Consider the following 25135-nt stretch of genomic DNA (forward strand, 5'->3'; position numbering starts at 1 on the left):
GCCGTCTCAGCCACTTCAGGCGGCCGGCTGGTCGCGCAGCAGCCAGCGCACCTCGCGCGTCGCCTCGCTGTCGGGATAGCGTTCCTCGAGCACGGCCAGCACTGGGCGAGCCATGTCGGCACGGTTCATGCCCTGGGTCAGCACCCGCGCGACGAGCTCATAGGCCTGCGGAATAGCGGCGTGGCCGCGAAACCGCTTGTCGAAGCTGCGCAGAATGGCAAGCGCCGCCTGCGCGTCGCCGGCGCGCCAGGCGGCGCGTGCCAGGGCCAGTGTCTGCCCGCCATCTTCCAGGACAAACGCAGGTTCACGCGCACGGCAGTCCTGCCAGGCCTTGAGCGCCTCGGCTCCCAACTCCTGCTGCAGCAGCAGCGCAATAAACCGCTTTGCATTCTCAACCAGCGTCGGCGTCTTGTCGGCCATCAGCAATACGCGGTGATAACGCCGCAGCGCAGCGACGTCGCTGGGCCGCATGCGCTGGTCTTCGTAGGCGATATTGAGCGCGGCGGGAATATCGCCTTCGGTCACCAGTTCGGCGACCAGCGCGTCGGTTTCCTGGCGCGCGATCTGCTCGGGGCTGCGGCGCTCGGGCGGGGCGTCGTCCGCGCCGGCACCGGGCAGCAGATCGATGTCGAGCCCCTCATGGTGCTGATACATCACGTAGCCCAGGAGGCTGGCCATGACCCAGCCGAAATAGATGAATGCAAAATTGAACAACGGCACCAGCAGCCAGAGGCTGACCAGTGGCAGCAGCAGCACCAGCGCGACCTGCGCACCGCTGCTCAACAGAAACAGGAACAGGCATAGCGCGAGATAAGGCGCGCCGATGACACGCACAACACCCAGAATCGCGGCGGGGTTCAACGAGCGCATCGCGCTGCCCGACTGCACCAGGACAATGACGGTCGCCGGAAGCAGGAATGAAAACGCGAAAGTCGCGACCGTGGCGAGCTTGCTGTTGACCGATGCCACAAGGCCCAGGATAACGGCCTGCACCACGAAGACGCCGAACAGCTTCCAGGGAAGGCTGCTCCACTCGTCGTCAAGCCGCGATGGAAAATCGCTGGCGCGCGATATTCCGCGCGAGCCGAGCACGGCGACCTTGAAGCCGTACCGACTCGCGGCCAGCAGGATGCCGAGTTCGACAATCACCCACATCATCCCCCGCGGGAGGAAAAAGAATAGCTGCGGCAGAAGGCTGCAAAACGCCAGGAACAGCCCATAGGCCAAAGGCGCCCCCTGGAACGGGAATGCGAAGAATTTGTTGAGGCGATGCCAGAACGGCTTGACCGCGGACTTGCCGGCCACCATGTCTAAAGAGCGCCGTGTGTTGTGACGAACCGCCCCGCCCGCATGAACTCTCCCATCTAAGCTCCCTATTGTTGTGTTGTGATTTTAGTGCGCCGGGCTCGCTACAGGGCCAGGCTTTCGGGACGGGCTCTCCGTCTGGGCAGGGCATGCGGGAAAAACAGCCTGCCCATCGTGGTTTAAGGCCCGCCTAAGTCCCGCCGCCGCATAATCTTTGCAAAAGGCAAGCGGCCTAACCCTTGACGAAAGAAACATGCGTTTATTGCTCGTTGAAGACGACGCCATGATCGGCGAGACCGTGCTACAGGTGCTGCGCGGTGAGCACTATGCCGTCGACTGGGTGCGTGACGGCCGCATGGCCGACGAGGCCCTGAACAGCGAACAGTACGACCTGGTGCTGCTGGATCTGGGCCTGCCCAAGCGCGACGGCCTGGAAGTGCTGCGCGCTTTGCGGGCTCGACGCAACACCACCCCGGTGATGGTGGCCACGGCGCGCGATGCGGTCGGCGACCGCATCGCCGGGCTGGATGCCGGCGCCGACGACTACGTCGTCAAGCCCTATGACACCGACGAACTGCTGGCACGCATCCGCGCGCTGATACGCCGCAGTGCGGGCCGGGCCGAGCCGGCGTTTGAACACAAGGGCGTGAGCCTGAACCCCGCCACGCGCGAAGCCAGCCTCAACGGCCAGCCGGTGTCGCTCTCGGCACGGGAATGGGCGGTGCTCGAACCCTTGCTGGCGCGCCCAGGCGTGGTGCTGTCACGCGCGCAACTCGAGGAAAAACTCTTCAGCTGGAAAGACGACATCAGCAGCAACGCTGTCGAGGTCTACATCCACGGCGTACGCAAAAAACTCGGCAACGACGTGATCCAGACCGTGCGCGGCCTTGGATACTTGGTACCCAAACAATGACAACTCCCGCAGATCAAACACCAGCAGGGGCCGCGGAACCGGCTTTGCCGGGCCGCAGGCGCAGCGCCCCCTCGGGGGGCAGCGACCACACGAAGTGGAGAGCGTGGGGGCCTATTCAGCTCGGCAACGACGTGATCCAGACCGTGCGCGGTCTGGGGTACCTGGTGCCCAAGCAATGAGGAAGCCAGCAAGTCACTCCCTGAGAAGGAGGCTGCTATGGTTCGTGCTGGCCGCCATCTTCCTGGCCGCCTTGCTGCAGGCGGCCACCGCCTATCGCGGCGCACTGCAGCAGGCCGACGCGATGTTCGACGACCATTTGCAGCAAATGGCGCGCTCACTGCGCAGCGGCATTCCACTCAACATTCCCCTGGACGAGACCGACGAAGACGACCGCTTCGAGGTCTACGTGCAGATCTGGGGCCAGGACGGCACACAGATTTTCCGCTCCACCCGATCGGCGCTTCCGCCGCGCGCAGTGCTCGGCTTTTCGGACGTCGAAGCGCACGGCAACCGGTACCGCGTCTACACCCTGCAGACCGCGCTGCAAACCGTGCAGATTGCGCAAGACCTGGACGCCCGCTCGGCGCGCGCCCGCACGCTGGCTGTGCGCGCCGTGCTGCCCTTTGCCTACCTAACCCCGCTGCTCATGCTGGCCGTGTGGTGGGTCATCAGCCGTTCGCTGGCGCCTGTCGAGCGTGCCCGGCGACAGGTGGCCGGGCGCCCGGCCGACGATTTGTCGCCGCTGGCCGACGACGGCCTGCCCGACGAAGTGCGGCCGCTAGTGGAAGAGCTGAACCTGCTGTTCGGCCGGGTGCGCGGCGCTTTCGAGGCGCAGCGGCATTTTGTGGCTGATGCGGCGCACGAATTGCGCTCGCCGCTGACGGCGCTCAAGCTGCAGGCGCAGGCCCTGCGCCGAAACGACGAAGAACCTGCGGCACGGGAGGCCGCCATTGGCCGGTTGAACCAGGGCATAGACCGGGCGATACGGCTGGTCGAGCAGCTGCTGGTGCTGGCCCGCGAAGAAGCCGCCGGCACGGCACAAGCCGGAGCCGATTCAGGCCAGGCACCTGCCGCTGCCACCTTTGTGGACCTGCGTGACGTGGTGAAGCTGGCCGTGGCCGATGTATTACCCCATGCCGGCCACAGGCAAATTGACCTGGGCCTGGCGGGCAGCGAGCCACTGCAGCCCGTGCAGGTGAAAGGCCACAGCGAGGCCTTGCGTATCCTGCTGCGCAACTTGCTGGACAACGCGGTCAAGTACACGCCGGTGGCGGGCCAGGTCGATGTGTCGGTGGGCGTGCAGGACGGACAGCCGGTATTGACGGTGGAAGACAGCGGCCCGGGCATCGCCGCAGAAGACCGCCACCGCGTATTTGACCGCTTCTTTCGCGCCGCCAGCGTCACGGACATGGCGGGCGGGTCGGCTGGATCGGCGATCTCTCCGGAAGCCGGCAGCGGCCTCGGATTGGCCATCGTCAAGGTGATTGCCGAGCGGCACGGCGCGACGCTACAGCTCGGCACGTCAGACCGCCTGGGTGGACTGCGGATTGAAGTCCGGTTTCCGGCGGGCGAGATCACCGGCTAGCAGCCATCATTTGCTACCATTTTTATAGCTGCTCGCGCAGTACTATTGTGGTCTACAGCCACTTTTTATCAAAATTCACGCCCGCAGCGCTGCCCTTCCTGCGTCGCGCAAATTTAAGCCCCGCCTAAGGCTGCCGCCCCATAGTTGTACCCATCGGCACCGGTGTGTGCCCTCAACGCAAGGAAGCCCATCCATGAAATCTGAAGCATTGAAAAATACCCGGCTTGTCGCTGCACTTCTGGCTGCGGGCGCCATCGGTGGCGCCGGCGTCAGTGCGCTTAATGCTGTGCACCCTGCCGCCACGGCAGCCGTCCCCCCGGCCATCACCGCCGGCACCACAGCCTCGGTGCCCATGGCCCTGCCCGACTTCTCGCAGATCACCGAACGCTACGGCCCGGCGGTCGTCAACATCAGCGTGACCGGCATCACCAAAGTACGAAACGACTCCCCGATGGCACAGGACGACGGCGATGACGACGACACGCCCTCCGGTGATCCGTTCTTCGAATTCTTCAAACGCTTCCAGCAGGGCCCGGGGGCCCGTGGCGGCCGCGGCGGCCAGCAACAGGAAATGCCCACACGCGGCCAGGGTTCGGGCTTCATCGTCAGCCCCGACGGCATCATCCTGACCAACGCCCACGTGGTGCGCGATGCAAAAGAGGTCACCGTCAAGCTGACCGACCGGCGCGAATACCGCGCCAAGGTGCTGGGCGCCGACCCCAAGACCGACGTGGCGGTGCTGCGCATTGACGCCAAAAACCTGCCCGTGGTGACGCTCGGCAAGATCAGCGAGCTCAAGGTCGGCGAATGGGTGCTGGCCATCGGCTCGCCCTTCGGCTTTGAAAACACCGTGACCGCCGGCGTGGTCAGCGCCAAGGGCCGTTCGCTGCCTGACGACAGCGCCGTACCTTTCATCCAGACCGACGTGGCCGTCAACCCGGGCAACTCGGGTGGCCCGCTGTTCAACGCACGCGGCGAAGTCGTGGGCATCAATTCGCAGATCTACACCCGCAGCGGCGGCTACCAGGGCGTGTCTTTCGCCATCCCGGTCGACGTGGCCGTTCGGATCAAGAACCAGATCGTGGCGACCGGCAAGGTCGAGCATGCGCGCCTGGGGGTAGCGGTGCAGGAGGTCAACCAGTCCTTTGCCGACTCCTTCAAGCTGGACAAGCCCGAAGGCGCGCTGGTTTCGAGTGTGGAAAAAGGCGGCCCGGCAGACAAGGCCGGCCTGCAGTCGGGTGACGTGATCCGCGGCGTGAACGGCCAGCCCATCGTGTCCTCGGGCGACTTGCCCGCGCTGATCGGCCTGGCAGCGCCCGGCGACAGCATCCGGCTGGACATCTGGCGGCAGGGCGCCGCCAAGGTGGTCACTGCCAGGCTGGCCAATGCCGACGAGAAGACGGCCCAGGCCGCAGCCAAAAAGGACACGCCCAACCAGGGCAAGCTGGGCCTGGCGCTGCGCCCGCTGCAGCCCGATGAAAAGCAGGAAGCCGGCGTGGACAACGGCCTGGTGGTCCAACAGGCCAGCGGCCCGGCGGCAATGGCCGGGGTGCAGGTTGGCGACGTATTGCTGTCCATCAACGGCGTTCCGGTGAAAAACATCGACCAGGTGCGCGCCACCGTGGCCAAAGCAGAGAAATCCGTGGCGCTTCTGATACAGCGGGGCGACAGCAAAATTTTTGTGCCGGTGAACTTCAGCTGAGCATCCTGACGCAGAGGCTCTCCGCTTTTTGCTGGAGGCCCTCTGAAAATCACACCAGCGGGCTCCAGGCCCGCTTTTTTTTGAGCGGTTTTCGCCCATTTCACGGGACATTTTGTTACATCCAAATCGGCTACGCTTGGCCTCCCGAAGGAGAGGAAAACGTGAGCCCAATAATGAAAAAAGCCGCTTTGGCACTGATCGCGGCTGTCTCGCTGCATGCCCATGCCCTGCAAATCACCAGCCTTTCGCCGCAAGGCGAAGTCGCCCGTGTCAGGCAAATCGTCGCCAAATTTGACGAAGGCGCCGTCAATTTCGGCGATCCCAAGGCGCCTGCCCCGCTGTCACTAAGCTGTAGTGATGCACAGGCCACCAAGGGCTCCGGCCGCTGGATCAATGAACGCGAATGGGCGTTCGAATTTGAAAACGACCTGCCACCTGGCGTGAGTTGTTCGGTGCAGGTGGTCAGCACCTTCAAGTCGCCCAAAAGCCAGCCCGTGGGCGGCAACACTTCCTATAAATTCAATACTGGCGGCCCCTTCATCCAGAACCTCCGTCCCGGCACCTATGAGCGCATCGACGAAGAACAGTACTTCGTGCTGCAGTTCAACGGCGCCGCCACACTGGCCAGCATTCGCGAAAACGTCTGGTGCAACGTGGAAGGCCTGGGTGAACGTGTTCCTGTCAAGCTCATCGACGGTAACGAGCGCAACGAACTGCTCAAGTCGCTGGGCCTGGAAAAGGCTGCAGCCCAGGATCCGCTGCGCTACGCCACCCTGACCTGCAACCGGCGCCTGACATCGGCTGCCAAAGTGCAGCTGGTGTACGGCAAAGGCGTCAGCACACCCAGCGGCATACCCAATTCGGTGGAAAAACGCTACAACTTCCAGGTACGCGAGCCGTTTGCGGCCAGCTTCACCTGCGAACGCGAAAACGCCCAGTCGGCCTGCCTGCCGATGCGGCCCATGACCCTGAACTTCAACACCCCCGTGCCGCGCAAGCTGGCCGAGGCCATACGCCTGAAGGGCGACAAGGACACGTTCAAGCCCGCCTTCGAGGAAGGCAACAGTGACGGCGACAGCCTGGTCAGCAACGTGACCTTCAAGCCGCTGTTTCCTGAACAGGGGCAATTCATGCTGGAGCTGCCCAGAGGTTTCAAGGATGCTTCGGGCCGCACGCTGCGCAATGCCGACAGCTTCCCGCTCAAGGTGGCTACAGGCTCCATGCCGCCATTGGCCAAGTTCGCCGCCTCTCCCTTCGGCATCGTCGAACGCTTTGCCGAACCCAACACCAAACCGGGCGACCCGGCCCTGCTGCCCGTCACGCTGCGCAATGTCGAAGCCCTGCTGCCCGTGAAAGGGCTCACACCCGGCGCGGCACCGGCCGGAAAGGTCAGCGACCTCCAGCCCCGCACCGACGCCGACATCATTGCCTGGTTCCGCAAGGTACAGCGCTACGACGACTACCAGGTTTCACGCAAGGCAGCGGCTGCTGATATCAAGGGGCCGCTACCCAAACCACTCGAATCGCGCGATCGCGACTATGTCCAGTCGCGCATGGTATCGCTGCTGGCCGGCCAGGCCGGCGTGAAGACACTGGACCTGCCCAAGCCCGCCGCAGGCACCGACCCACGTCCGTTTGAGGTGGTCGGCATCCCGCTGGCACCCGGTTTTCACGTGGTCGAGATCGCTTCGCAAAAATTGGGCAGCTCGCTGCTCGACGAACGCTACGGCAATAGCCGGACCATGTATGTGCGCACTTCCGCCCTGGTGACCAACCTGGGCGTGCACTTCAAGCTGGGCCGCGAGAACTCGCTGGCCTGGGTCACCACGCTCGACAAGGGCGCCCCGGTGGCTGGCGCCACGGTGCGCGTCTCGGGCTGCAACGGCACCGAGATCGCCAAGGCTGTCACCAACGCACAGGGCATCGCCAATTTCAGCGGCCTGTCTTCCGAGCCTCCACGCTGCCCGGGTAGCGACTCCGCCAATGCCTATTTCGTGAGTGCGCGCAGCTCAGTGGCCGGCATTGAAGACCTGGCCTTCACCTGGAGCGACTGGCACAAGGGCATTGAACCCTGGCGCTTCAACGTGCCGACCAGCCGCGACCCCCTGCCCAACGAACGGGCACACACTGTCTTTGACCGCACGCTGTTCCGCGCCGGCGAAACGGTGTCGATGAAACACCTGCTGCGCACTGAAACCAGCAAGGGTTTTGGCCTGCCCGAAGGCGCACCCGCCACGCTGGTCATCACGCATGTCGGCAGCGGCCAGCAATACACCCAGCCGATCACCTGGCGCAAGACCGCCACGGGCGGGCAAAGCGCCGAAAACACCTTTGCCATTCCGCCTGCTGCCAAGCTGGGTGTGTATGAAGTGCAGCTCAAGGGCGAACGCGGCAGCCGCGAGCGCAGTTTTTCCAGCGGGCAGTTCCGTGTGGAAGAGTTCCGTTTGCCGGTGCTTGAAGGCCGCATCAATCCTTCCGATAAAAAGCCACTCGTCAATGTGAAGTCCGTGCCAACCGACGTGCAGATCAATTACGTGGCGGGCGGCGGCGCCGTGGCCCTGCCCGTACGGGTGTCGGCGCTGGTGCGCGGCAAGTCCCTGAGCTACAGCGATTTCGACGAATTCAACTTCTCGCCACCGAGCACCGGCCGCGGTAGCGCCGGCAACCAGGGCGAAGAGGAAAGCACCTCTTCGCAGGACCAGCGCGTGATTGCCGACAAACTCCCGCTGACGCTGGACCGCAATGGCGCAGGCAAGCTCACCATCAACGACATTCCCGAGCGCAGGCAGCCGCAGGAGTTGCTGATGGAAGCCACCTATGCCGACCCGAACGGCGAAGTGCAGACCATTCGCAGCACTTCCACCGTCTGGCCGGCGGCTGTGGTGGCAGGCATCAAGACAGAAGGCTGGGTGTCTTCCAGCCAGAAGATCAAGTTCCAGGCGCTGGCGCTTGACCTGACCGGCAAGATCGCCCCTGGTGTCTCGCTGGAGGTCAAGGCCGTGGCGCGCATCACCACCACCAGCCGCAAGCGCATGGTGGGCGGCTTCTACACCTACGACAACAAAACTGAGGTCAAAGACCTCGGCAGCGTCTGCAGCGGCAAGAGCGATTCGCGCGGATTGCTGCTGTGCGAGACCAAGCTCGGCGAGCCCGGTGAGGTCGAACTCATCGTGACGGCCAAGGACAAGGACGGCAACACCATCCAGGCCGCCAGCAACGTATACGTCACCCGCCAGGGCGAACTCTGGTTTGGCGGCGAAGACCACGACCGCATGGACGTGCTGCCCGAGAAGAAAAGCTACCAGCCCGGCGAGACCGCCAAGTTCCAGGTGCGCATGCCCTTCCGGTTTGCCACGGCACTGGTCGCCGTTGAGCGTGAAGGCATCGTCGAAACCCAGGTGGTACAGCTCAACGGCCAGGACCCGACGGTGAACCTGCAGATCAAGGAAGGCTGGGGGCCCAATGTGTACGTGAGCGTGCTGGCCCTGCGCGGCCGGCTGCGCGAAGTGCCCTGGTACAGCTTCTTCACCTGGGGCTACAAGGCACCACGTGAATGGTGGACATCCTTCTGGTATGAAGGCCGCGAATACGTTGCACCCACCGCGCTGGTCGACCTGAGCAAACCGGCCTTCCGCCTGGGCGTGGCTGAAATACGTGTGGGCACCAAGGCGCACCAGCTCGACGTCAGCGTGAAGACCGACAAGGAAAGCTACGCCGTGCGCAGCCAGGCCAAGGTCACCATTACCGCGAAGCTGCCCAATGGACAGCCGGCCGCCAATGCCGAAGTGGCGCTGGCCGCGGTAGACCAGGCCCTGCTGGAGCTGATGCCCAACACCTCCTGGAACCTGCTGGATGCGATGTTGCAGCGCCGCGCCTGGGGCGTGGAAACCTCGACCGCGCAAATGGAAATCATCGGACGCAGGCATTTCGGCCGCAAGGCTGTAGCAGCCGGCGGTGGCGGCGGGCGCAGCAACACACGCGAACTGCTTGATACCCTGCTGTTGTGGAACCCGAAGGTGCAACTGGACGCCAACGGCCAGGCCGTGGTGATGGTGCCGCTCAACGACGCACTGACCACCTTCAAGATTGTGGCAGTGGCTGACGCAGGCACCGGCCTCTTCGGCACGGGCCAGACCAGCATCAAGGCCACACAGGACCTGCAAATCATCAGCGGCCTGCCGCCACTGGTGCGGGAAGACGACCAGTTCCGCGCGCAACTGACGCTGCGCAACACCACCAAGGTGGCCATGAAGGTGGAAGTGAGCCCGCGCGCCACGATGCTGGACCTGAAACCGCAAATGGTAGACATCCCCGCGGGCGAAGCGCGTGAGGTGGCCTGGATGGTCACCGCGCCGGCGCAGCTCGCGTTCACACGCGCCGAAGCCATCCTGTGGGAGATCGAGGCCAAAGACACGATTTCCGGCGCACGCGACGGCCTCAAGGCGCGTCAGCGCATCATCCCGGCCGTGCCACTGACCGTGCAGCAAGCCACGCTGGTGCAGGTCGACGGCAGCTTCACGCTGGACGTGAACCCGCCGGCTGACGCCCTGCCCGGCCGCGGCGGCCTGAAGATGTCGCTGCAGCCGAAACTGGCCGAAGGCATGGACGGCGTGCGCGACTATTTCGCGATGTACCCGTTCATCTGCCTGGAGCAAAAAACCAGCAAGTCGGTGGGACTGCGCGACAGCAAGCTCTGGCAGACCGTGCTGGCACAACTGCCCAGCTACCTGGACAGTGATGGCCTGGCCAACTACTTCCCGCCGCGCGACGGCGAAGCGAATCGCGGCAGCGATGCACTGACGGCCTACCTGCTGGCCGCCACGCACGAAGCCTCGGGCATCAACCCGGCGTTTGCCCTGCCCGACGATGCGCGCGCCCCGATGGAACGCGGCCTGATCGCGTTTGTGGAAGGCCGTATCCAGCGCGAGTTCTGGAGCCCACGCAAAGACCTCGACGTGCGCAAGCTGGCCGCGCTGGAAGCGCTCTCGCGCTACGGCAAGGCGCAGGGCCGCATGCTGGGCAGCATCACGATTGCGCCCAACCAGTGGCCCACACACGCGGTGATCGACTGGCTCAATATCCTGAAACGCGTGGCCGATGTGCCGCAGCGTGAGCAGCGCATCGCCGAAGCCAACCAGGTGCTGCGTTCGCGCCTGTCCTTCCAGGGCACCAAGCTGATCTTCAGCACCGAGAAGGACGACTACTGGTGGTGGCTGATGACCAACGGTGATGTGAACACCGCGCGCCTGATGCTGGCGGTGATGGACGACCCGGCCTGGAAAGACGACATGGGGCGCCTGGCCAATGGCTTTATCGCGCGCCAGCAAAAAGGTGCGTGGCACACCACCACGGCCAACCTGTGGGGTGGCCTGGCCCTCGACAAGTTCTCGGCCAGGTTTGAAGCCACGCCGGTAGCGGGTGTGACCAAGGCCACGCTGGCAGCGGCAGCCGCCAGCGTGGCGAGCGTGGACTGGGCCAAGGTTGACCGTGTCAAGACCACCGACGCAGCCGGCGCACCCAACCAGACCACCTTCTTCGGCGCACCCGCCTCACCCGGCAACCTGCGCAACAACAGCATGTTCCTGCCCTGGGGCAGCGCAGCGAAGGACACGCTGACCGTGACGCATCAGGGAGCAGGCAAACCGTGGCTCACGCTGCAATCCATCACAGCCATCCAGCTGAAGGCGCCTTTCAATGCCGGTTACCAGATCAAGAAAATGATCACCCCGGTGGAGCAGGCCGTCAAAGGTATCTACACGCGCGGCGACGTGATTCGCATCACGCTGGAAGTCAACGCCAGCGCCGACATGACCTGGGTCGTCATCAGCGACCCGGTGCCGGGCGGCGCAACGATCCTGGGTGGCGGTCTGGGCCGTGACTCCGAAATCGCCACCAGCGGCGAAAAGAAAACCGGTGCGGGCTGGCCTGCGTTTGAAGAGCGCAGCTTCGAAGCCTTCCGCAGCTATTACGAATACCTGCCCAAGGGCGTGGTGAAGATGGAATACACCGTGCGCCTGAACAACGTCGGCGACTTCGCGCTGCCGCCTAGCCGGGTCGAGGCCATGTATGCGCCCGAGATGTTTGGCGAGTCGCCGAATGCACGGGTGAAGGTGGAAGCGGCGAAATGATCCAGCGGCGTTCCCTGGCCGTCGCACTGGCTGCGGGCATTGCCCTGCCGCGCGGGGCGGCCGCGGCCGCCGCCGACTGGCAGCAACGCTCCGGCTACCCGGCCGGCTGGGGCGGCAACCGCAGTTGGACCGACAAGGACTACCGCATTGGCAATTATTCCGGCGGCTACGAAACCATGTTCCGGGCGCGACCCATCGCCGCGCCCGCGCAGGCTTCCACGCTGAAGGCGGCATCGGCCGAAAGCCTCCAGGCCTTCGCGCCGGTCGCGCAATCGGCGGCGGACTATCTCAAGGCCTGGCCGGTGACCGGCCTGCTCATCGCGCGCAAGGGCACGGTGCTGCTGGAGTCCTACCAGTTCGAGCGCAAGCCCGAGATGCGCATGACGAGCTGGTCCATGGCCAAGAGCGTGACCTCGCTGCTGCTGGGCATCTGCCTGGACCGCGGCCTGGTCCGTTCCATGGACGACACGCCGCAGATGTACGTTGACGAACTGAAGGGAACGCTGCACGGCGGGATTGCCTTGCGTCACCTGGCCAATATGTCCAGCGGCGCGGCCATCCTGCATGACCGCGACAACCCCACCATTTACCCGCGTGCTTTCACTGGCGGAAATACTGACCTGGAAGCCGTGGTGCGCGGCTGGAACGCCGTGCAGGAGCCGCCGGGCACGCGCTACAACTACAACGAACTGTGCCCACTGACCATCGGCATGGTCATCCGCCAGGTCACCGGAAAACCGCTGGCGGCCTTTTGCGAAGAAGCCCTGTGGCAACCGCTGGGCGCCGAGGGCGACGCCAGCTGGCTGTGCGACAGCAAGGGCAAGGAGTTCAATTGCATAGGCTTTGGCGCGCGGCTGCGCGACTGGGCGCGCCTGGCGCAGCTGATCGCGCAGGACGGCGTCATGGAAGGCCGCCAGGTCGTTAGCAAAAAATGGATAGACGAATGCTCCTCATGGTCGGCCGCCGATGCGCAAGTCCGGCACGGCACGGCCATGCGCGGCTTCGGCTACAAGAATTTCTTCTGGCATCCCAGGGCCGACGGCAGCTGGATGATGATGAATGGCCACCACGGACAGCGCGTGCTGGTAGACCGTGTTACGCAAACTGTGCTGGTGCAGACCGCGGTGGAGGCCGAGGGGCCTTGGCAGGCGCAGCTGTTCCAGCTCTTCAACGCGGCGACGAAGATTGGGTTGCCGGCATGAAAAAGACTGGAGGCGTCAAAGTGAAACTTGCCCTTTATGCATTCATGCTCCTGGGCGCCAACCTGGTCCTTGCACAGTTCAGCACGCCTGCCGAGGGTGAATACGTGATCAGTGACGGTGCGTCGGGCACGCTGCGGGTTCAGCCACGCGGAAAGTTCGCGATAGAGACCACGGGAGCCAACGCACACGTATGCGACCTGGACGGCGTGATCGTCGATGGCAAGTCGAAGATCGGGAAATCCGCATGCCAGGTGAGCTTCAAGACCGAGGGCCAGGATGTCAAGGTCTCAACCAACGGCGCCGACGCATGCCGCGATTTCTGCGGTATGCGGGCATGGTTTGAGGGGACGTACCGCAAGCCTGAGCCTCTTTGCGTGCGCAAGAGCATTAATGAGTCGAAGAAGAATTTCAAGAAGAGTTATGTGGCGAAAGACTACGCTGCCGCCTTGGCTGTGATCCAGCCTGTTGCAATGCAGTGCAAGTCATTCCTCCATTGGATTGAATCGGCCTGGATATTGAACGACCTTGCTCTCACACAATTCAAGCTGGGTGACCGCGCGGCCTGCATCAAGACTTTGCAAGGCCTCGCGCCTGATGCCGCAAAGTCTGACGATGAAATCAAGGGGAGCTACCCTCCTAGCGATTCAGAGGCCTATCTGCCGGTGGTGCAAGCCACCCGGACCAACCTGAGACTTTGCACAAAGAAATGAATCGCGAGCCGAAACGCATTTTCACAAGCTTGACGCTGGCCCTTGCTCTGGCGGGCGGGGCGATATCGCCTGCCCATGCCGTCGCCACCTTCGACGAAGTCAAACGCGACTTCCGCCCCTCCGACACGCTCATCCTCGACCGCAGTGGTGAAGTCATCCAGCGCCTGCGCATCGACAGCGCTGTGCGGCGCGGCCAGTGGGTGGCGCTGCCCGATGTCTCGCCTGCCTTGCGCACGGCACTGATTCTGAGTGAAGACAAGCGCTTTTATGAGCACAGCGGTGTGGACTGGCGCGCTGTCTCTGCAGCGGCCTGGGGCAATCTGTGGAACACCAAAACCCGCGGCGCTTCCACCCTCAGCATGCAGCTGGCCGGACTGCTCGACGAGGACTGGCGCGCCGGTGCGGGTGGCCGCAGCATGGCGCAAAAGGTGGGGCAGACCGTGTCGGCCCAGGTGCTGGAGGCACGCTGGCGCAAGGACCAGATCCTGGAGGCATACCTGAATCTTGTGCCGTTTCGCGGCGAACTTGTCGGCATCGACGCGCTGAGCCGCACACTGTTTGGCAAGGCTGCGCATGGGCTGGATGAGCGCGAGGCCGCGATCGCCGCCGCGCTGGTGCGTGCGCCCAACGCCAAGGCCGCGCAGGTGTCACAGCGAGCTTGCGGCGTGCTGAAAACCATGCAAGCGCCGGCCAAGGCCGACTGCGAGGGTCTGGACCTGCTTGCCACTGCCGCGCTGCAGCGCAAGGCGTTTGATCCGAGTGAAGGCGTGGCGCCGCACCTGGCGCGCCGGCTGCTCGCGGCCCAGGCCGATACCCCCGGGCGTACGGGCGTGCCCCGCACGCTGGTTTCTACCGCACGCGCGCCGCTGCAACGTTTTGCCGTGCAGACCCTGACCCAGCAGCTGCGCGAGCTGCGCGGCCGCCACGTCGAAGACGGCGCCATTGTCGTGCTGGACAACGCCACCGGCGAGGTGCTGGCCTGGGTAGGTTCGTCGGGCGAACTGAGCGGCGCCGCCGAAGTCGACGGTGTGATGGCACTGCGCCAGCCGGGCTCCACGCTCAAGCCGTTTTTGTATGCAGAGGCCATTGCCGAGCGCCGCATCACCGCAGCGTCGCTGCTCGAAGATTCGTCCTCGCAGATCCAGACCGCGGGCGGGCTCTACATTCCGCAAAACTACGACCGCCAGTTCAAGGGCCTGGTATCGGCCCGCACCGCACTCGGTGCGTCGCTGAACGTGCCGGCCGTGCGTACGCTGGTGATGGTGACGCCCGATGCCTTTCACAAACAGCTCAAAGCCGTGGGCCTGCCGCTCAAGGAGTCGGGTGACTATTACGGCTACAGCCTGGCGCTGGGCAGCAGCGAGGTGTCTTTGCTGTCCCTCACCAATGCCTACCGCACGCTGGCCAACGGCGGTCGCTACAGCGCGACTTCGCTGGCGAGAAACCCCAAACCGGTCTTCAAGCCCGCGCTGGATGCACGCGCGGCCTTTATCGCCACCGACATCATGGCCGACCCGATGGCGCGCGCCCGCACCTTCGGCACCGACAGCATCCTGGCCACCCGCTTCTGGAGCGCCGTGAAAACCGGTACCAGCAAGGACATGCGCGACAACTGGGCCATGGGCTTCTCGCAGCGCTACACCGTGGGCGTGTGGGTGGGCAATGCCAGCGGCGCGCCCATGTGGGACGTGAGCGGCACCACGGGCGCCGCCCCCATCTGGGCGGCGGTGATGAATTACCTGCATAAAACCGAACCCAGCCGCGCGCCGTTGCCGCCCGCCGGCCTGGTGCAAAGCCAGACCCGGTTTGGCAACCAGGGCGGCACGCCGCTCGAAGCAGCCCGCAACGAATGGTTCCTGAAAGGCACGGAGCAAACCGTTTTTGCTATGAATTCAGGAGCTGGTAGCGCCCGATCTGAAAGGGCTACAGCACGAAATGGCTTGAGAAAACCGGTTGCCGAACCCGACGCCCCGCCCCGCATCACCGCCCCTGCCTCCGGCACCATCATTGCCCTGGACCCGGACATCCCGCCGAAACACCAGCGCGTCAGCTTCAGCGCCGAAGGCCGCGGCACGCGCTGGCTGATGGACGGCAAGGAGTTTGCGCGCGGGGCCCAAGCGCAGTGGATGCCCTGGCCGGGCCGGCATGTGGTGCAACTGGTCGATGCCGGCGGCAAGGTGGCCGACGAGATACGGCTCGAAGTGCGCGGTGCCGGTGTGCGCGAAGCCAGCGTGCGCGGCAGCGCGACTGCGGCACGTTGATCTTTCCGGCGCCGGCATCCGACAACGCTGTACCGGCCGTGCTCTATCCCAAACCTTCCATGCTTCACCTTCAACGCGCCCCGTTATTTCCTTCAGCGGCTGAAACCCGGCGTTTTCTCTATAGAACGCTGGTTGTTCTGTGGGTGGCGCTGTGCATGCTGGCGGCGGGTGATGCCATGGCAGCACAGGCGCGTGCCGGACAGACAGACGTGCCGTCCGATGCCGCCCAGGCACCCACACCGAGCGATACCGCGCAAATCGCCACGCCCGCCGGTGCCGTCCGGGTGCAGGTTCCGCCTTACAGCGCGCGCGTGCTCGACACCACCGGCACGCTGAACACAGCCCAGGTCGCGGCCCTGAACGAACAAATCCTGGCAATCGAAGCAGACACGCGCGCAGCAGTCGTCGTGTACATGCTGCCGACAACGGGTGAGGACTCCATCGAGGAATACGCCACGCGCGTGTTCGAGAAGTGGAAACTCGGCGATACCCAGCGCGACGAAGGCATCCTGATCCTGGTGGCCCTGGAAGACAGGCGCATGCGCATCGAGGTGGGCCAGGGCCTGGAGGGCATCGTGCCCGACGTACTGGCGGGCCGCATCATCGACCAGGACATGAAGCCGCGCTTTCAGCGCAACGACTACGCGGGCGGACTGGAGGCAGCCATCATCCACATCGGCGCACTGGTGCGGGGCGACATTGACCCCCCGGAAGCGAGCCGCGGTGGCATCACGCCCTTTGGCTGGGCTTTTATTGCCGCACTGCTGTGGGGTTTTGCCGTGGGCGTGGTTCGGGCGCGCCGCACCTGGAAGTGGCCGGTGACGGTCGGCGTCGTCGCGGCCGTCCCGGCGGTGGCGGTGGTTGTCCTGAAGAGTCCCGCCATCGGCGCCATCCTGCTCTCTTTCCCCGTGCCGCTGGCGTTTGCGCTGGGGTTCGGCTGCGGCCGTTCCCGCACGGTGCGCCTGGTGACGGGTGGTATCGCACTGGCGATCAGCGCTATGGTCGGCATTGCCTTCGTGGTGGGCGCCAACCGCTTCGGTTTGGGCCTGCTCTACGCCCTGGGAGGCGGTATAGGCTGTTTACTGCTCGGCCTGATCGCCATGGGTATGCGCGCGGCCTACAAACGCAGCCTGGTGGAGTTTGGCGTGCGCAGCGCCCTGGTGGCCTGCGTTGTGGGGTATGTGGCGTTTCAAAACCCGCCAGACCTGCTTCTAACTGACTGGGAATCCTGGATGCCGACAGGCATGGCATTCGGGCTGGCGATGCTGTTCGGCTTCTTCACGGGGGGTTCCGGCAGCAGCAGTGGGCGCGATGACCGGGATGGCAGCAGCTCGTCGGGCAGCAGTTCGAGCTCCAGCTCGAGCAGCCGGAGTTCGTCGGGTGGCTCCAGCAGCGGTGGTGGGTCGTCCGGCAGCTGGTAAGAGACGGCGGCAGCGGCGGCGGGGGTGTGGAAATAATTTCAGCCCCGCCAGCGCGGGATGCGCGCCGCCGGCCCAGGCTCATTTTGCGTTCACGATGCCCTTGAAGTCATAGGGCACCACAATGGTATGCACCTTGCCTGCGGCAACGCCTTCGGCGATCTTCAGGTTGGCCATGGCGTTCATGTAGCCAATCGCGCCCGCGTTGGCGTTCAAGGCAGCAATGCGCTCAGCCTCCTTTTTGGCGGTCTGCACCTCGACCTCTTTGGTTTTCAGCTCGTTTTGCGCCCGCACCAGTTCGTTGGCACTCTGAACAATCACATCGGCGGGGGTAATGGCACGTACCTGGATCTGGGAAACCGTGATCTTGTCCGCCAGCTTTTCCTCGGTCAGCGTCTTGATGACGTTTTCGCGGATTTTCTGCTCAATCGCCGGCCGGTTGTCGGCCATCTTGAGCGATTCATATTCGCGCGCCACCTTGTAAGCCGCATTGCGCGCGCTCATCGCCACATAGTTCTGCATCAGCAGGATGTCGCCGCCTTTGTCCGACAGGCCATGGAAGGTCCGGTTTTTGGTGGTCCATAGCTCGGAAACGGCCGTCGGATTGACGTTATAGACCACCGTCATGTCAAAGTCCTTGACGGTTGAGTTGTCGGACGCCAGCGGGGTCATGTTGTCCACGGCCACCGCCACGTCCTGAATCTTGAAGGTCAGGATATCGCCGATCAGCGTCTGGTTAAAGGAGCCCGGCAGACGCTCGGTCGGGTCTGTGGTTTTGTCAAAGTTGATGCGCAAGCCCACTTCGCCGGTTTCAATGCGGGTACATCCGGCCAGCAGTGCGAGCGTCAGGACTGGAATCAGTGTGAAGAGAGTGCGTTGCATAAGTAATTCCCTTGTATTGGCGAACAGGCCCTGGTCGCCGCTTTTTGTTGAGGTAGCGCCCCCGGGGGCGCACCGGCGCAGATTATGCGGGACAGTGGCTTATCAATAATTTCAAAGCCTCGGGACCAGAATTCACGCAAGAACGCAAACACGGGCGCTACCATGGCGGCAGCTTCCCCAAAAAAACTGTCGTCTGGAGACCCCATGCCCGTGATCACCAACATCGAAGACCTGCGCGTCCTGGCCAAAAAGCGGGTGCCCCGCATGTTTTACGACTACGCCGACTCCGGCTCGTGGACGGAAAGCACCTACCGCGCCAACGAAAGCGACTTCCAGAAGATCAAGCTGCGCCAGCGCGTGGCCGTCAACATGGAAAACCGCAGCACAGCGACCACGATGATCGGCCAGCCGGTAGCCATGCCGGTTGCCATCGCGCCCACGGGCCTCACAGGCATGCAGCACGCTGATGGCGAAATCCTGGGCGCCCGCGCTGCCAAAAAATTCGGCATCCCCTTCACGCTCTCGACCATGAGCATCTGTTCCATCGAAGACGTGGCCACCGGCACAGACCGCCACCCCTTCTGGTTCCAGCTCTACGTGATGAAGGACCGCGCTTTCATTGAAAGTCTGATCGACCGCGCCAAGGCAGCCAATTGCTCGGCACTGGTGCTCACGCTCGATTTGCAGATCCTCGGCCAGCGCCACAAGGATTTGAAAAACGGCCTGAGCGCACCGCCCAAGCCGACGCTGTCGACCATCCTCAACCTGATGACCAAGCCGCGCTGGGGCCTGGGCATGCTCGCTACCCGCCGCCACGGCTTCGGCAACATCGTGGGTCACGTCAAGGGTGTCGAGAACATGGGCTCGCTCTCTGAGTGGACGGCCAAACAGTTCGACCCGGCCCTCAACTGGGGAGACGTGGAGTGGATCAAAAAACGCTGGGGCGGCAAGCTGATCCTCAAGGGCATCCAGGACGTTGAAGACGCGAAGCTCGCCGTCAATTCCGGCGCCGATGCGCTGGTGGTCTCCAACCACGGCGGCCGCCAGCTCGATGGCGCGATGTCTTCCATTTCCTGCCTGCCCGAGATCGTCGCGGCAGTCGGTAACCAGATCGAGGTGCACATGGACGGCGGCATACGCTCCGGCCAGGATGTGCTGAAAGCCACCGCCCTGGGTGCCAAGGGCACCTACATCGGCCGCGCCTTCCTCTACGGCCTGGGCGCCATGGGCGAAGAAGGCGTAACCAAGGCGCTGCAGATCATCCACAAGGAGCTGGACCTGACTATGGCTTTCTGTGGGCGCACCGACATCAAGTCGGTGGACAACAGCATCTTTGTGCCAGGCACTTACTGAGCCTGAGGCGGTAAACACCATGGCCTTTTTGGGACAAGCCGCCGTCGCCATGTGGTGGAACATGGCGACAGAGCACAGGGAAGAATTCGAACACTGGCATTCCCATGAGCACTTTCCCGAGCGCATGGGCATCCAGGGATTTCTGCGCGGCTCACGCTGGTCCAGCGTCGACAACGCAGAAGGTTTCTTTGTCCTGTATGAGCTGGAGGACTATGAAGTACTCACATCGCCCGGTTACAGGGATCGCCTGAACAACCCGACGCCCTGGTCCACCAAGATGATGCCGCACCATCAGGACATGGTTCGAAGCCAGTGCCGGCTGCTGCACAGCGCAGGGGGCGGCATCGGCCGTCATGCACTGACCTTGCGGCTGTCACCCGCCGAAGGCCGGGATGCAGAACTGCTGGGCCACCTATCAGCAATTGCGGTGGCATTTGTCAGCAAGCCCGGTGGCGCCGCTTTCCACGTACTGCGCACCGAGACGCCCCAGGCCGTCAGCACAAAGGAGCAGCAGATTCGCGGCGGCAAGGACAAGACGGCCGACTGGGTCGTGGTCGCCGTCGCCTATGACACGTCGGCGCTGGATGCCCTGCAGCAGGAGGCGCTCGGCCAAGGTATCGAGCGCCACGGTGCCCAGCCCGGTTCGATGGCAGCCCGCTACCAGCTGACATATGCGGCCAGTGCCAATGACCTGAGGTGAGGCCTGGAGATCAAAGGGGATCGGTAAATACAGGCTCCATTCAACGACCGTCAGCATAGTTCGTCTGCTTCCAGGTTGCCGACATCCCCACGATTGGTTCGGGTTTGAACCATAGCTAGTCAACGTATCGCAAAGTAGGTCGAATAGCTGAATAAACCCCGAAAAGGAAGGCCCAAGCCGGGAAAAATCCAATAGCGCGTTTGTCGTGGGCAGGTATCCTTGTGATAGGAGGGGGTGAATATGGGGACAACAGATCCTTTGGGTTACTACGCGTGTTTGGGCGTTGCACCAACCGCGCCAGCATCAGTCATCAAGGCGGCCTACCGCGCTCTCGCAATGGAGCGACATCCAGACCGGAATGAGGGGTTCGATGCGACCAGGCGTTTTCAAGAGCTACAGAGGGCTTATGACGTGCTGTCCGATCCTGTGGAGAGGGCCGCTTATGACGCTTCATCCGTTGAACCTGCACTCTCGACAGCTTCATCCACGGTACAAGAGGCTTCTAGCTCTTCAACACGCGCCTCGACTGGAACGACGTCATACGAGCCCGTACGGTGTAGCAGGTGCAACAGTCTCACTGCCAGTCCGCGTTATCGCGTCTTTTTCCGAGTGTTCTCCTATGTAGTCGGCGCCACTCGCCAGCCTTTTCAAGGGGTCTACTGCGCACGTTGTGAAATGTACGAAGGCGTAAAGAGTACTGGAATCACCGTTGTAACGGGGTGGTGGAGCTTGCATGGTTTTTTTTGGAGCCTAGACGCGCTTTATCAGAACCTTTTCGGTGCCAATGCCTTTTCCGAACAGAACGCCAAACTCCTCGCGCATCAGGCCGGGTACTTCCTTTCCACCGGCAATAGGACGCTCGCGCTGGCTATCGCACGAGAGGCTTATGCGGCAACGCTACGCGTGAGGAACCCCAACTCAAGGGCTGCGAGGATGCGCGCCAAGCTTGGCTACAAGGTTGAAGACCAGCTCAAGGAGCTGCGCGAAAACCTGAATGACCTCATCCAGTCAGCGGGATCCGATGAGGCTATCGCCAAACTACGCAATGGTGTGGGGATGATGAGTCCGGCGCTTTACGCCCAAAGCGCGATAGTGGCCGTGCTCACTCTGGCACTTGGTACCTGGTGGTTTGTCGAATACAAGAGAAGCGTAGATGCGGAGGAAGCTCGGCTCTTGCAGGCCGGCATCGAATACGAAAAAGCGGCTGCAATTGCGCGACAACAGCAAGCAACGCTGGCAGCAAACTTGCAGCCACTCCCGCCGAGCGGCGAACACAAAGCACCACCGTGGCGTCAGTTTGCGACCAACCAGCCCCCGTTCAAGGTGACGGCCGGTCGCGGAGTGAACTACTTCATCAGACTCGCAGATTGGCAATCGGGTGTAGCCGTTATGGCTGTCTTCGTGAGAGCCGGCGAACAAGTTGAAATCGGCGTTCCCCCTGGGACCTACCGGGTAAAGTTTGCCTCCGGTCAGCAGTGGTACGGTGAAGACATCTGGTTTGGTCCCGATACGGACTATTCAATGGTGGGCACGCCAGTGACTTTCAGCGTGCAGGGGAATCAGCTACTCGGACATGAGCTGAAACTTGAACAGGTTCTTAACGGAAATTTGCGGCGCCAAAAAATTACGGCTGCCGGTTTCTAGGCCGTCACTGGGGAAGTACCTGGAGAATGGGGGTAGCTCAGTGTGTTGAATTCCGTCGAAATCTGATCCACTTATCGCAGTAATTTCCATCCAAAACTGACCCACGTAGGCACTACCCTGCTTGTTTTAAAAGCAGGGGGAAACTAGGAGTGATAGACGTGGCGACATTGAATGTCATCAGACGTTGGGCATTGCGGGATCAGATGTCCATCCGCGAGATCTCAAGGCGTACAGGCCTGGCTCGCAACACAATAAAGAAGCACCTGCGATCGGAAGAGCGCGAGCCCAAGTACCCAAGGCGGGCCAGCTCAAGCAAGCTCGATCCCTACGCCGAGAAGCTGGCCACCTGGCTGGATATCGAGGCAACAAAATCGCGGAAACAGCGGCGCACTTTGAGGCAGATCCACACAGACTCAGCCTAAAAAGGAGAAAACCAAGAACTTATCCACATCGTGAGCACATTCTGCTCACAAAGAGCGTGGGTCAATATTCGATGGAAAACTCGGGTCAGACTTCAGCGGAATTCAACAGCGTTGCGTCACCACCCCCATATTGGGCCGCACGTGGTTCTCGTCCAGCGTGCTGACATCAACATCCGCAATCACGGAGCAGGCCGGCAACGACTGCTGAAACACGCGGTCCTTCAGTATTTGAACCGCGTCGTCATGGCTATAGGCAGTTACGCCACAACCAGCGCCCAATATGGAAAAGGGTGGGAGGTCTTCGAAAGAAAACCAGAATCGGTGAAGTTGAGGCACGCCTATTTCGCTCACTCAAGCCTGAGGCGATATCTCATAGTCCATCGCATACGAATGCTTGCCGTCGGCAATCTGGATGGTGAGCGTGCCGCTCAGGCCCGTGAGCTCGCCGGTGCCGGAATCAGGCACCACGTTCACCGCCAGCTGCGGCGCACCACGGTTCATGGTGCCGCTGTGCTGCAGAACAAAGCTGCCGCTTTTGCCGTGCAGCGTGCCCGTCACGCATTCCATCGCGACATAACCGGCCGAGCCTTTGACTGCCGTGCCGGCGCTCAGCATCTCGCCCTGACTGGTGGCCTGCAGGTCGCCGCTGAAGGTCTTGTTGATGGACAGCCGGCCCATCAGCGGGCCGGCATCGGCATTCGCCAGCGATTGCGGCGCGAGCATGACTTCAAAACTTCCGGTGGCGTGGGAGGGCATGGCGTTTCACTTTCGACAAGAAGAGTGGGCAAGCCGGCCATGATGCCAGAGCGCCGCGCTTCCTGAGTGCCGTTTACGCCCGCTTACCGCTGCCCGAAAGGCCTGGCCGGCGCAGTACCAAGGAGCGCACGAGCCTTGCGGCTGACCCGGCCAAATAGGGCCAAATCGTGTCGGGGCGACCGCGCGCAAGCCATTGCGAATTGCTATGCTTGCCGGGTGAGCGCCCCGTCCCCCTCCCCCGCACCCAAAATCCGCCGCATTGCCCACCTCGACATGGATGCGTTTTTTGCGTCGGTCGAGTTGCTGCGCTACCCGCAATTGAAGGGCCTGCCGGTCGTCATAGGCGGCGGCTGGCGCAAGGTTGACGAAGAACTGCGGGCCGCGCAGGGCGAGCGGGCTTTGCGTTTTATTCCAGTGGAAAGTTTTCCGCTGCTCAAGGACTATGTGGGCCGCGGCGTTATCACCACCGCCACCTATGCGGCACGGCAGTTCGGCGTGGGCTCGGCCATGGGCATGATGAAGGCCGCCAGGCTGTGCCCGCAGGCCATTGTGCTGCCGGTGGATTTTTCGGAAATCCGCAAATACTCGCAGCTCTTTAAAAGCACCATCACCGACATCGCCCCGCTGATGCAAGACCGTGGCGTGGACGAGGTCTATATCGACTTCACCGACGTGCCCGGCGGCCAGCGCGAGGGCGGGCGTGTGCTGGCCCGGCTCATCCAGAAAGCGATCTTTGAAAAAACCGGCCTGACCTGCTCGGTCGGCGTCGCGCCGAACAAGCTGCTGGCCAAGATGGCGAGCGAGTTCAACAAGCCCAACGGCATTTCCATCATTTACGAAGCGGACCTGCAGGAAAAAATCTGGCCGCTGCACGTTCGCAAGATCAACGGCATCGGCCCGAAGTCCGGCGACAAACTGGCGAGGCTGCACATCCACACCGTCGGCGAGCTGGCCGCGCAAGACCCGCAATGGCTGATCGACAACTTCGGCAAGGCCACCGGCGCCTGGATGCACGAGGCCGCCTGGGGCCGCGACGACCGCCCGGTGGTCACCGAGAGCGAGCCCGTGAGCATGAGCCGCGAAACCACTTTTGACCGCGACCTGCACGCGGTGCGCGACAAGGCCACGCTGGGCGCCATCTTCACCGACCTGTGCGAACGGCTGGGCGAAGACCTGCAGCGCAAGGGCTACGTGGCCAAAACCATCGGCATCAAGCTGCGCTACGACGACTTCAAGATCGCGACACGCGACCAGACCTCAGACACGTACACCGCGGACGGGAAAACCATCCGCCAGCTGGCGGGGCTGTGCCTCAAGCGGGTGCCGCTGGACAAAAAACTGCGCCTGCTGGGCGTTCGCGCTTCCACGCTGGCCAAGCCCGGCGAAGAAGGAATTCATGAACAAAAAGTGCCTGCAGACCAATCAGGTCGTGCGCCAGCAGCTCCTGAATCGATAGCAACCGACCAGCTTTTCTAAGCAGCGCCTCTAGCGCGCTACCAGGACGATCTCATCCTGGTGGTTGGCGATATGAAAGGTGTGCGCGAGCGAAAAATCAGCCTTGCTGAGCGCGCCGTAGGCAAAGTGCGGCTTGAGCGCGCCTTGGTGCCCGGCAAAACGGGCAATGGCCGCGCGCAGCCGCGCCGAGGCGGGCCGCCAGTCGCCTTCACGGCTGAGAGCCGCAGCGCCCGGGATGGGCTCGCTCAGGCTGTGGCTCATTTGCCCGCGCCATTTGAAAAAGGCAAAGGCCGCGGCGCCCGCCGTGTTCTGGAACACCGCGCTTTTCGGCTGCGGAAAGCCGTCCAGGCTCATTTCCACGCTTTGCGCCATGTGCTCCAGCACCGACACCAGGGGCCATTGGCCGGTGGTTTTGACACTGGCGGCCTGGTCGACCTTGTCCAGCCATCGCAGCGCTTCATCCAGTGACTGGACTTTGGGAACATCGGCCATGGCAAATCCTCCGGTAAAAGCGAGTGTGGTGGTGGCCAGAAAGTCGCGTCGTTTCATGGCTGAGATGGTAGCAGCCGCCACAGGGCCCCATTTGCTGCGGCATCAGGGCGGGCTGGCGTTTATCTCATGGGCGGCCACGGAACAAAGAGTTTCTGAAGAAAAGGCCTTCCAGGCAGGCAGGACGAGCGCAAGCGGCTCCTGAATTGA

Annotated in this window: 16 protein-coding genes and 2 pseudogenes; 14 read left to right on the forward strand and 4 right to left on the reverse strand. The window is 63.0% G+C overall.

Annotated elements, in window-relative coordinates; genetic code table 11:
• Positions 1–15 precede the first annotated feature (15 nt).
• Positions 16–1308 carry a tetratricopeptide repeat protein gene (locus AC1DZE_RS15900; protein WP_477673006.1) on the reverse strand — a complete coding sequence of 431 codons (1293 nt, stop codon included), beginning with the start codon at positions 1306–1308 and terminating at the stop codon, positions 16–18.
• A 250-nt stretch (positions 1309–1558) separates the two neighbouring features.
• On the opposite strand from AC1DZE_RS15900, the gene AC1DZE_RS15905 reads away from it, so the two are divergent.
• The 8 genes from AC1DZE_RS15905 to AC1DZE_RS15940 all read left to right on the forward strand — a co-directional run bounded on the left by AC1DZE_RS15905 (position 1559) and on the right by AC1DZE_RS15940 (position 17227).
• Positions 1559–2218, forward strand: coding sequence for a response regulator (locus AC1DZE_RS15905; RefSeq protein ID WP_457279431.1), 660 nt, complete (start codon positions 1559–1561; stop codon positions 2216–2218).
• A gap of 175 nt (positions 2219–2393) precedes the next feature.
• Positions 2394–3803, forward strand: coding sequence for an ATP-binding protein (locus AC1DZE_RS15910; RefSeq protein WP_477700275.1), 1410 nt, complete (start codon positions 2394–2396; stop codon positions 3801–3803).
• A 193-nt stretch (positions 3804–3996) separates the two neighbouring features.
• The gene (locus AC1DZE_RS15915) at positions 3997–5505 is read left to right on the forward strand and encodes a Do family serine endopeptidase (protein ID WP_477671276.1); all 1509 of its coding nucleotides are present in this window, start codon (positions 3997–3999) and stop codon (positions 5503–5505) included.
• Between the two features lie 173 nt (positions 5506–5678).
• Positions 5679–11633 carry an alpha-2-macroglobulin family protein gene (locus AC1DZE_RS15920; RefSeq protein ID WP_477700299.1) on the forward strand — a complete coding sequence of 1985 codons (5955 nt, stop codon included), beginning with the start codon at positions 5679–5681 and terminating at the stop codon, positions 11631–11633.
• Positions 11630–12835 carry a serine hydrolase domain-containing protein gene (locus AC1DZE_RS15925; RefSeq protein WP_477673220.1) on the forward strand — a complete coding sequence of 402 codons (1206 nt, stop codon included), beginning with the start codon at positions 11630–11632 and terminating at the stop codon, positions 12833–12835. The genes AC1DZE_RS15920 and AC1DZE_RS15925 overlap by 4 nt, the downstream gene beginning before the upstream one ends.
• Complete coding sequence (locus AC1DZE_RS15930) at positions 12775–13545, forward strand: hypothetical protein (RefSeq protein ID WP_477700276.1); 771 nt, start codon at positions 12775–12777, stop codon at positions 13543–13545. Before AC1DZE_RS15925 ends, AC1DZE_RS15930 begins: the two co-directional genes overlap by 61 nt.
• Complete coding sequence (gene pbpC / locus AC1DZE_RS15935; protein WP_477700277.1) at positions 13542–15806, forward strand: penicillin-binding protein 1C; 2265 nt, start codon at positions 13542–13544, stop codon at positions 15804–15806. Before AC1DZE_RS15930 ends, pbpC begins: the two co-directional genes overlap by 4 nt.
• Positions 15807–15865: 59 nt before the next feature.
• The gene (locus AC1DZE_RS15940) at positions 15866–17227 is read left to right on the forward strand and encodes a TPM domain-containing protein (protein ID WP_477672285.1); all 1362 of its coding nucleotides are present in this window, start codon (positions 15866–15868) and stop codon (positions 17225–17227) included.
• A gap of 78 nt (positions 17228–17305) precedes the next feature.
• On the opposite strand, the gene AC1DZE_RS15945 is transcribed toward AC1DZE_RS15940, so the two are convergent.
• Positions 17306–18106, reverse strand: coding sequence for an SPFH domain-containing protein (locus AC1DZE_RS15945; protein ID WP_477671271.1), 801 nt, complete (start codon positions 18104–18106; stop codon positions 17306–17308).
• 204 nt (positions 18107–18310) lie between these two features.
• Here AC1DZE_RS15945 and AC1DZE_RS15950 point away from each other — a divergent pair, with 204 nt between their 5' ends.
• The 5 genes and pseudogenes from AC1DZE_RS15950 to AC1DZE_RS15970 all read left to right on the forward strand — a co-directional run.
• Positions 18311–19459: an alpha-hydroxy acid oxidase gene (locus AC1DZE_RS15950; RefSeq protein ID WP_477700278.1), complete on the forward strand. Its 1149-nt coding sequence runs from the start codon at positions 18311–18313 to the stop codon at positions 19457–19459.
• Positions 19460–19478: 19 nt separating this feature from the next.
• A complete protein-coding gene (locus tag AC1DZE_RS15955; RefSeq protein WP_477700279.1) occupies positions 19479–20159 on the forward strand; it encodes a hypothetical protein in 681 nt (226 codons plus the stop codon).
• 240 nt (positions 20160–20399) lie between these two features.
• Positions 20400–20594: pseudogene (locus tag AC1DZE_RS15960) on the forward strand (J domain-containing protein); the annotation flags it as partial.
• 240 nt (positions 20595–20834) lie between these two features.
• Positions 20835–21803, forward strand: a complete 969-nt coding sequence (locus AC1DZE_RS15965; protein WP_477672287.1) for a hypothetical protein — start codon at positions 20835–20837, stop codon at positions 21801–21803.
• A gap of 149 nt (positions 21804–21952) precedes the next feature.
• Positions 21953–22216 (forward strand): annotated as a pseudogene (locus AC1DZE_RS15970) (IS21 family transposase); the annotation flags it as partial.
• Positions 22217–22576: 360 nt separating this feature from the next.
• Here AC1DZE_RS15970 and AC1DZE_RS15975 read toward each other — a convergent pair.
• Positions 22577–22981 (reverse strand): DUF3224 domain-containing protein, encoded by a 405-nt coding sequence (locus AC1DZE_RS15975; RefSeq protein WP_477671267.1) that lies wholly within the window; start codon positions 22979–22981, stop codon positions 22577–22579.
• Positions 22982–23197: 216 nt separating this feature from the next.
• Here AC1DZE_RS15975 and AC1DZE_RS15980 point away from each other — a divergent pair, with 216 nt between their 5' ends.
• On the forward strand, positions 23198–24457 hold the full coding sequence (locus tag AC1DZE_RS15980) for a Y-family DNA polymerase (protein WP_477672282.1): 1260 nt from the start codon (positions 23198–23200) through the stop codon (positions 24455–24457).
• Between the two features lie 9 nt (positions 24458–24466).
• On the opposite strand, the gene AC1DZE_RS15985 is transcribed toward AC1DZE_RS15980, so the two are convergent.
• Entirely contained in the window at positions 24467–24985 is a 519-nt protein-coding gene (locus tag AC1DZE_RS15985) for a DUF1569 domain-containing protein (protein ID WP_477700280.1), read from the reverse strand.
• Positions 24986–25135 lie beyond the last annotated feature (150 nt).

This window comes from Polaromonas sp. P1_F1 (genome assembly GCF_056405795.1).

Bases quoted from the DNA above. Each gene is read 5' to 3' on its own strand.
- AC1DZE_RS15900 (WP_477673006.1), bottom strand. From the start codon at position 1,308: ATGGTGGCCGGCAAGTCCGCGGTCAAGCCGTTCTGGCATCGCCTCAAC.
- AC1DZE_RS15905 (WP_457279431.1), top strand. From the start codon at position 1,559: ATGCGTTTATTGCTCGTTGAAGACGACGCCATGATCGGCGAGACCGTG.
- AC1DZE_RS15910 (WP_477700275.1), top strand. From the start codon at position 2,394: ATGAGGAAGCCAGCAAGTCACTCCCTGAGAAGGAGGCTGCTATGGTTC.
- AC1DZE_RS15915 (WP_477671276.1), top strand. From the start codon at position 3,997: ATGAAATCTGAAGCATTGAAAAATACCCGGCTTGTCGCTGCACTTCTG.
- AC1DZE_RS15920 (WP_477700299.1), top strand. From the start codon at position 5,679: ATGAAAAAAGCCGCTTTGGCACTGATCGCGGCTGTCTCGCTGCATGCC.
- AC1DZE_RS15925 (WP_477673220.1), top strand. From the start codon at position 11,630: ATGATCCAGCGGCGTTCCCTGGCCGTCGCACTGGCTGCGGGCATTGCC.
- pbpC (WP_477700277.1), top strand. From the start codon at position 13,542: ATGAATCGCGAGCCGAAACGCATTTTCACAAGCTTGACGCTGGCCCTT.
- AC1DZE_RS15940 (WP_477672285.1), top strand. From the start codon at position 15,866: ATGCTTCACCTTCAACGCGCCCCGTTATTTCCTTCAGCGGCTGAAACC.
- AC1DZE_RS15945 (WP_477671271.1), bottom strand. From the start codon at position 18,106: ATGCAACGCACTCTCTTCACACTGATTCCAGTCCTGACGCTCGCACTG.
- AC1DZE_RS15950 (WP_477700278.1), top strand. From the start codon at position 18,311: ATGCCCGTGATCACCAACATCGAAGACCTGCGCGTCCTGGCCAAAAAG.
- AC1DZE_RS15955 (WP_477700279.1), top strand. From the start codon at position 19,479: ATGGCCTTTTTGGGACAAGCCGCCGTCGCCATGTGGTGGAACATGGCG.
- AC1DZE_RS15965 (WP_477672287.1), top strand. From the start codon at position 20,835: ATGTACGAAGGCGTAAAGAGTACTGGAATCACCGTTGTAACGGGGTGG.
- AC1DZE_RS15975 (WP_477671267.1), bottom strand. From the start codon at position 22,981: ATGCCCTCCCACGCCACCGGAAGTTTTGAAGTCATGCTCGCGCCGCAA.
- AC1DZE_RS15985 (WP_477700280.1), bottom strand. From the start codon at position 24,985: ATGAAACGACGCGACTTTCTGGCCACCACCACACTCGCTTTTACCGGA.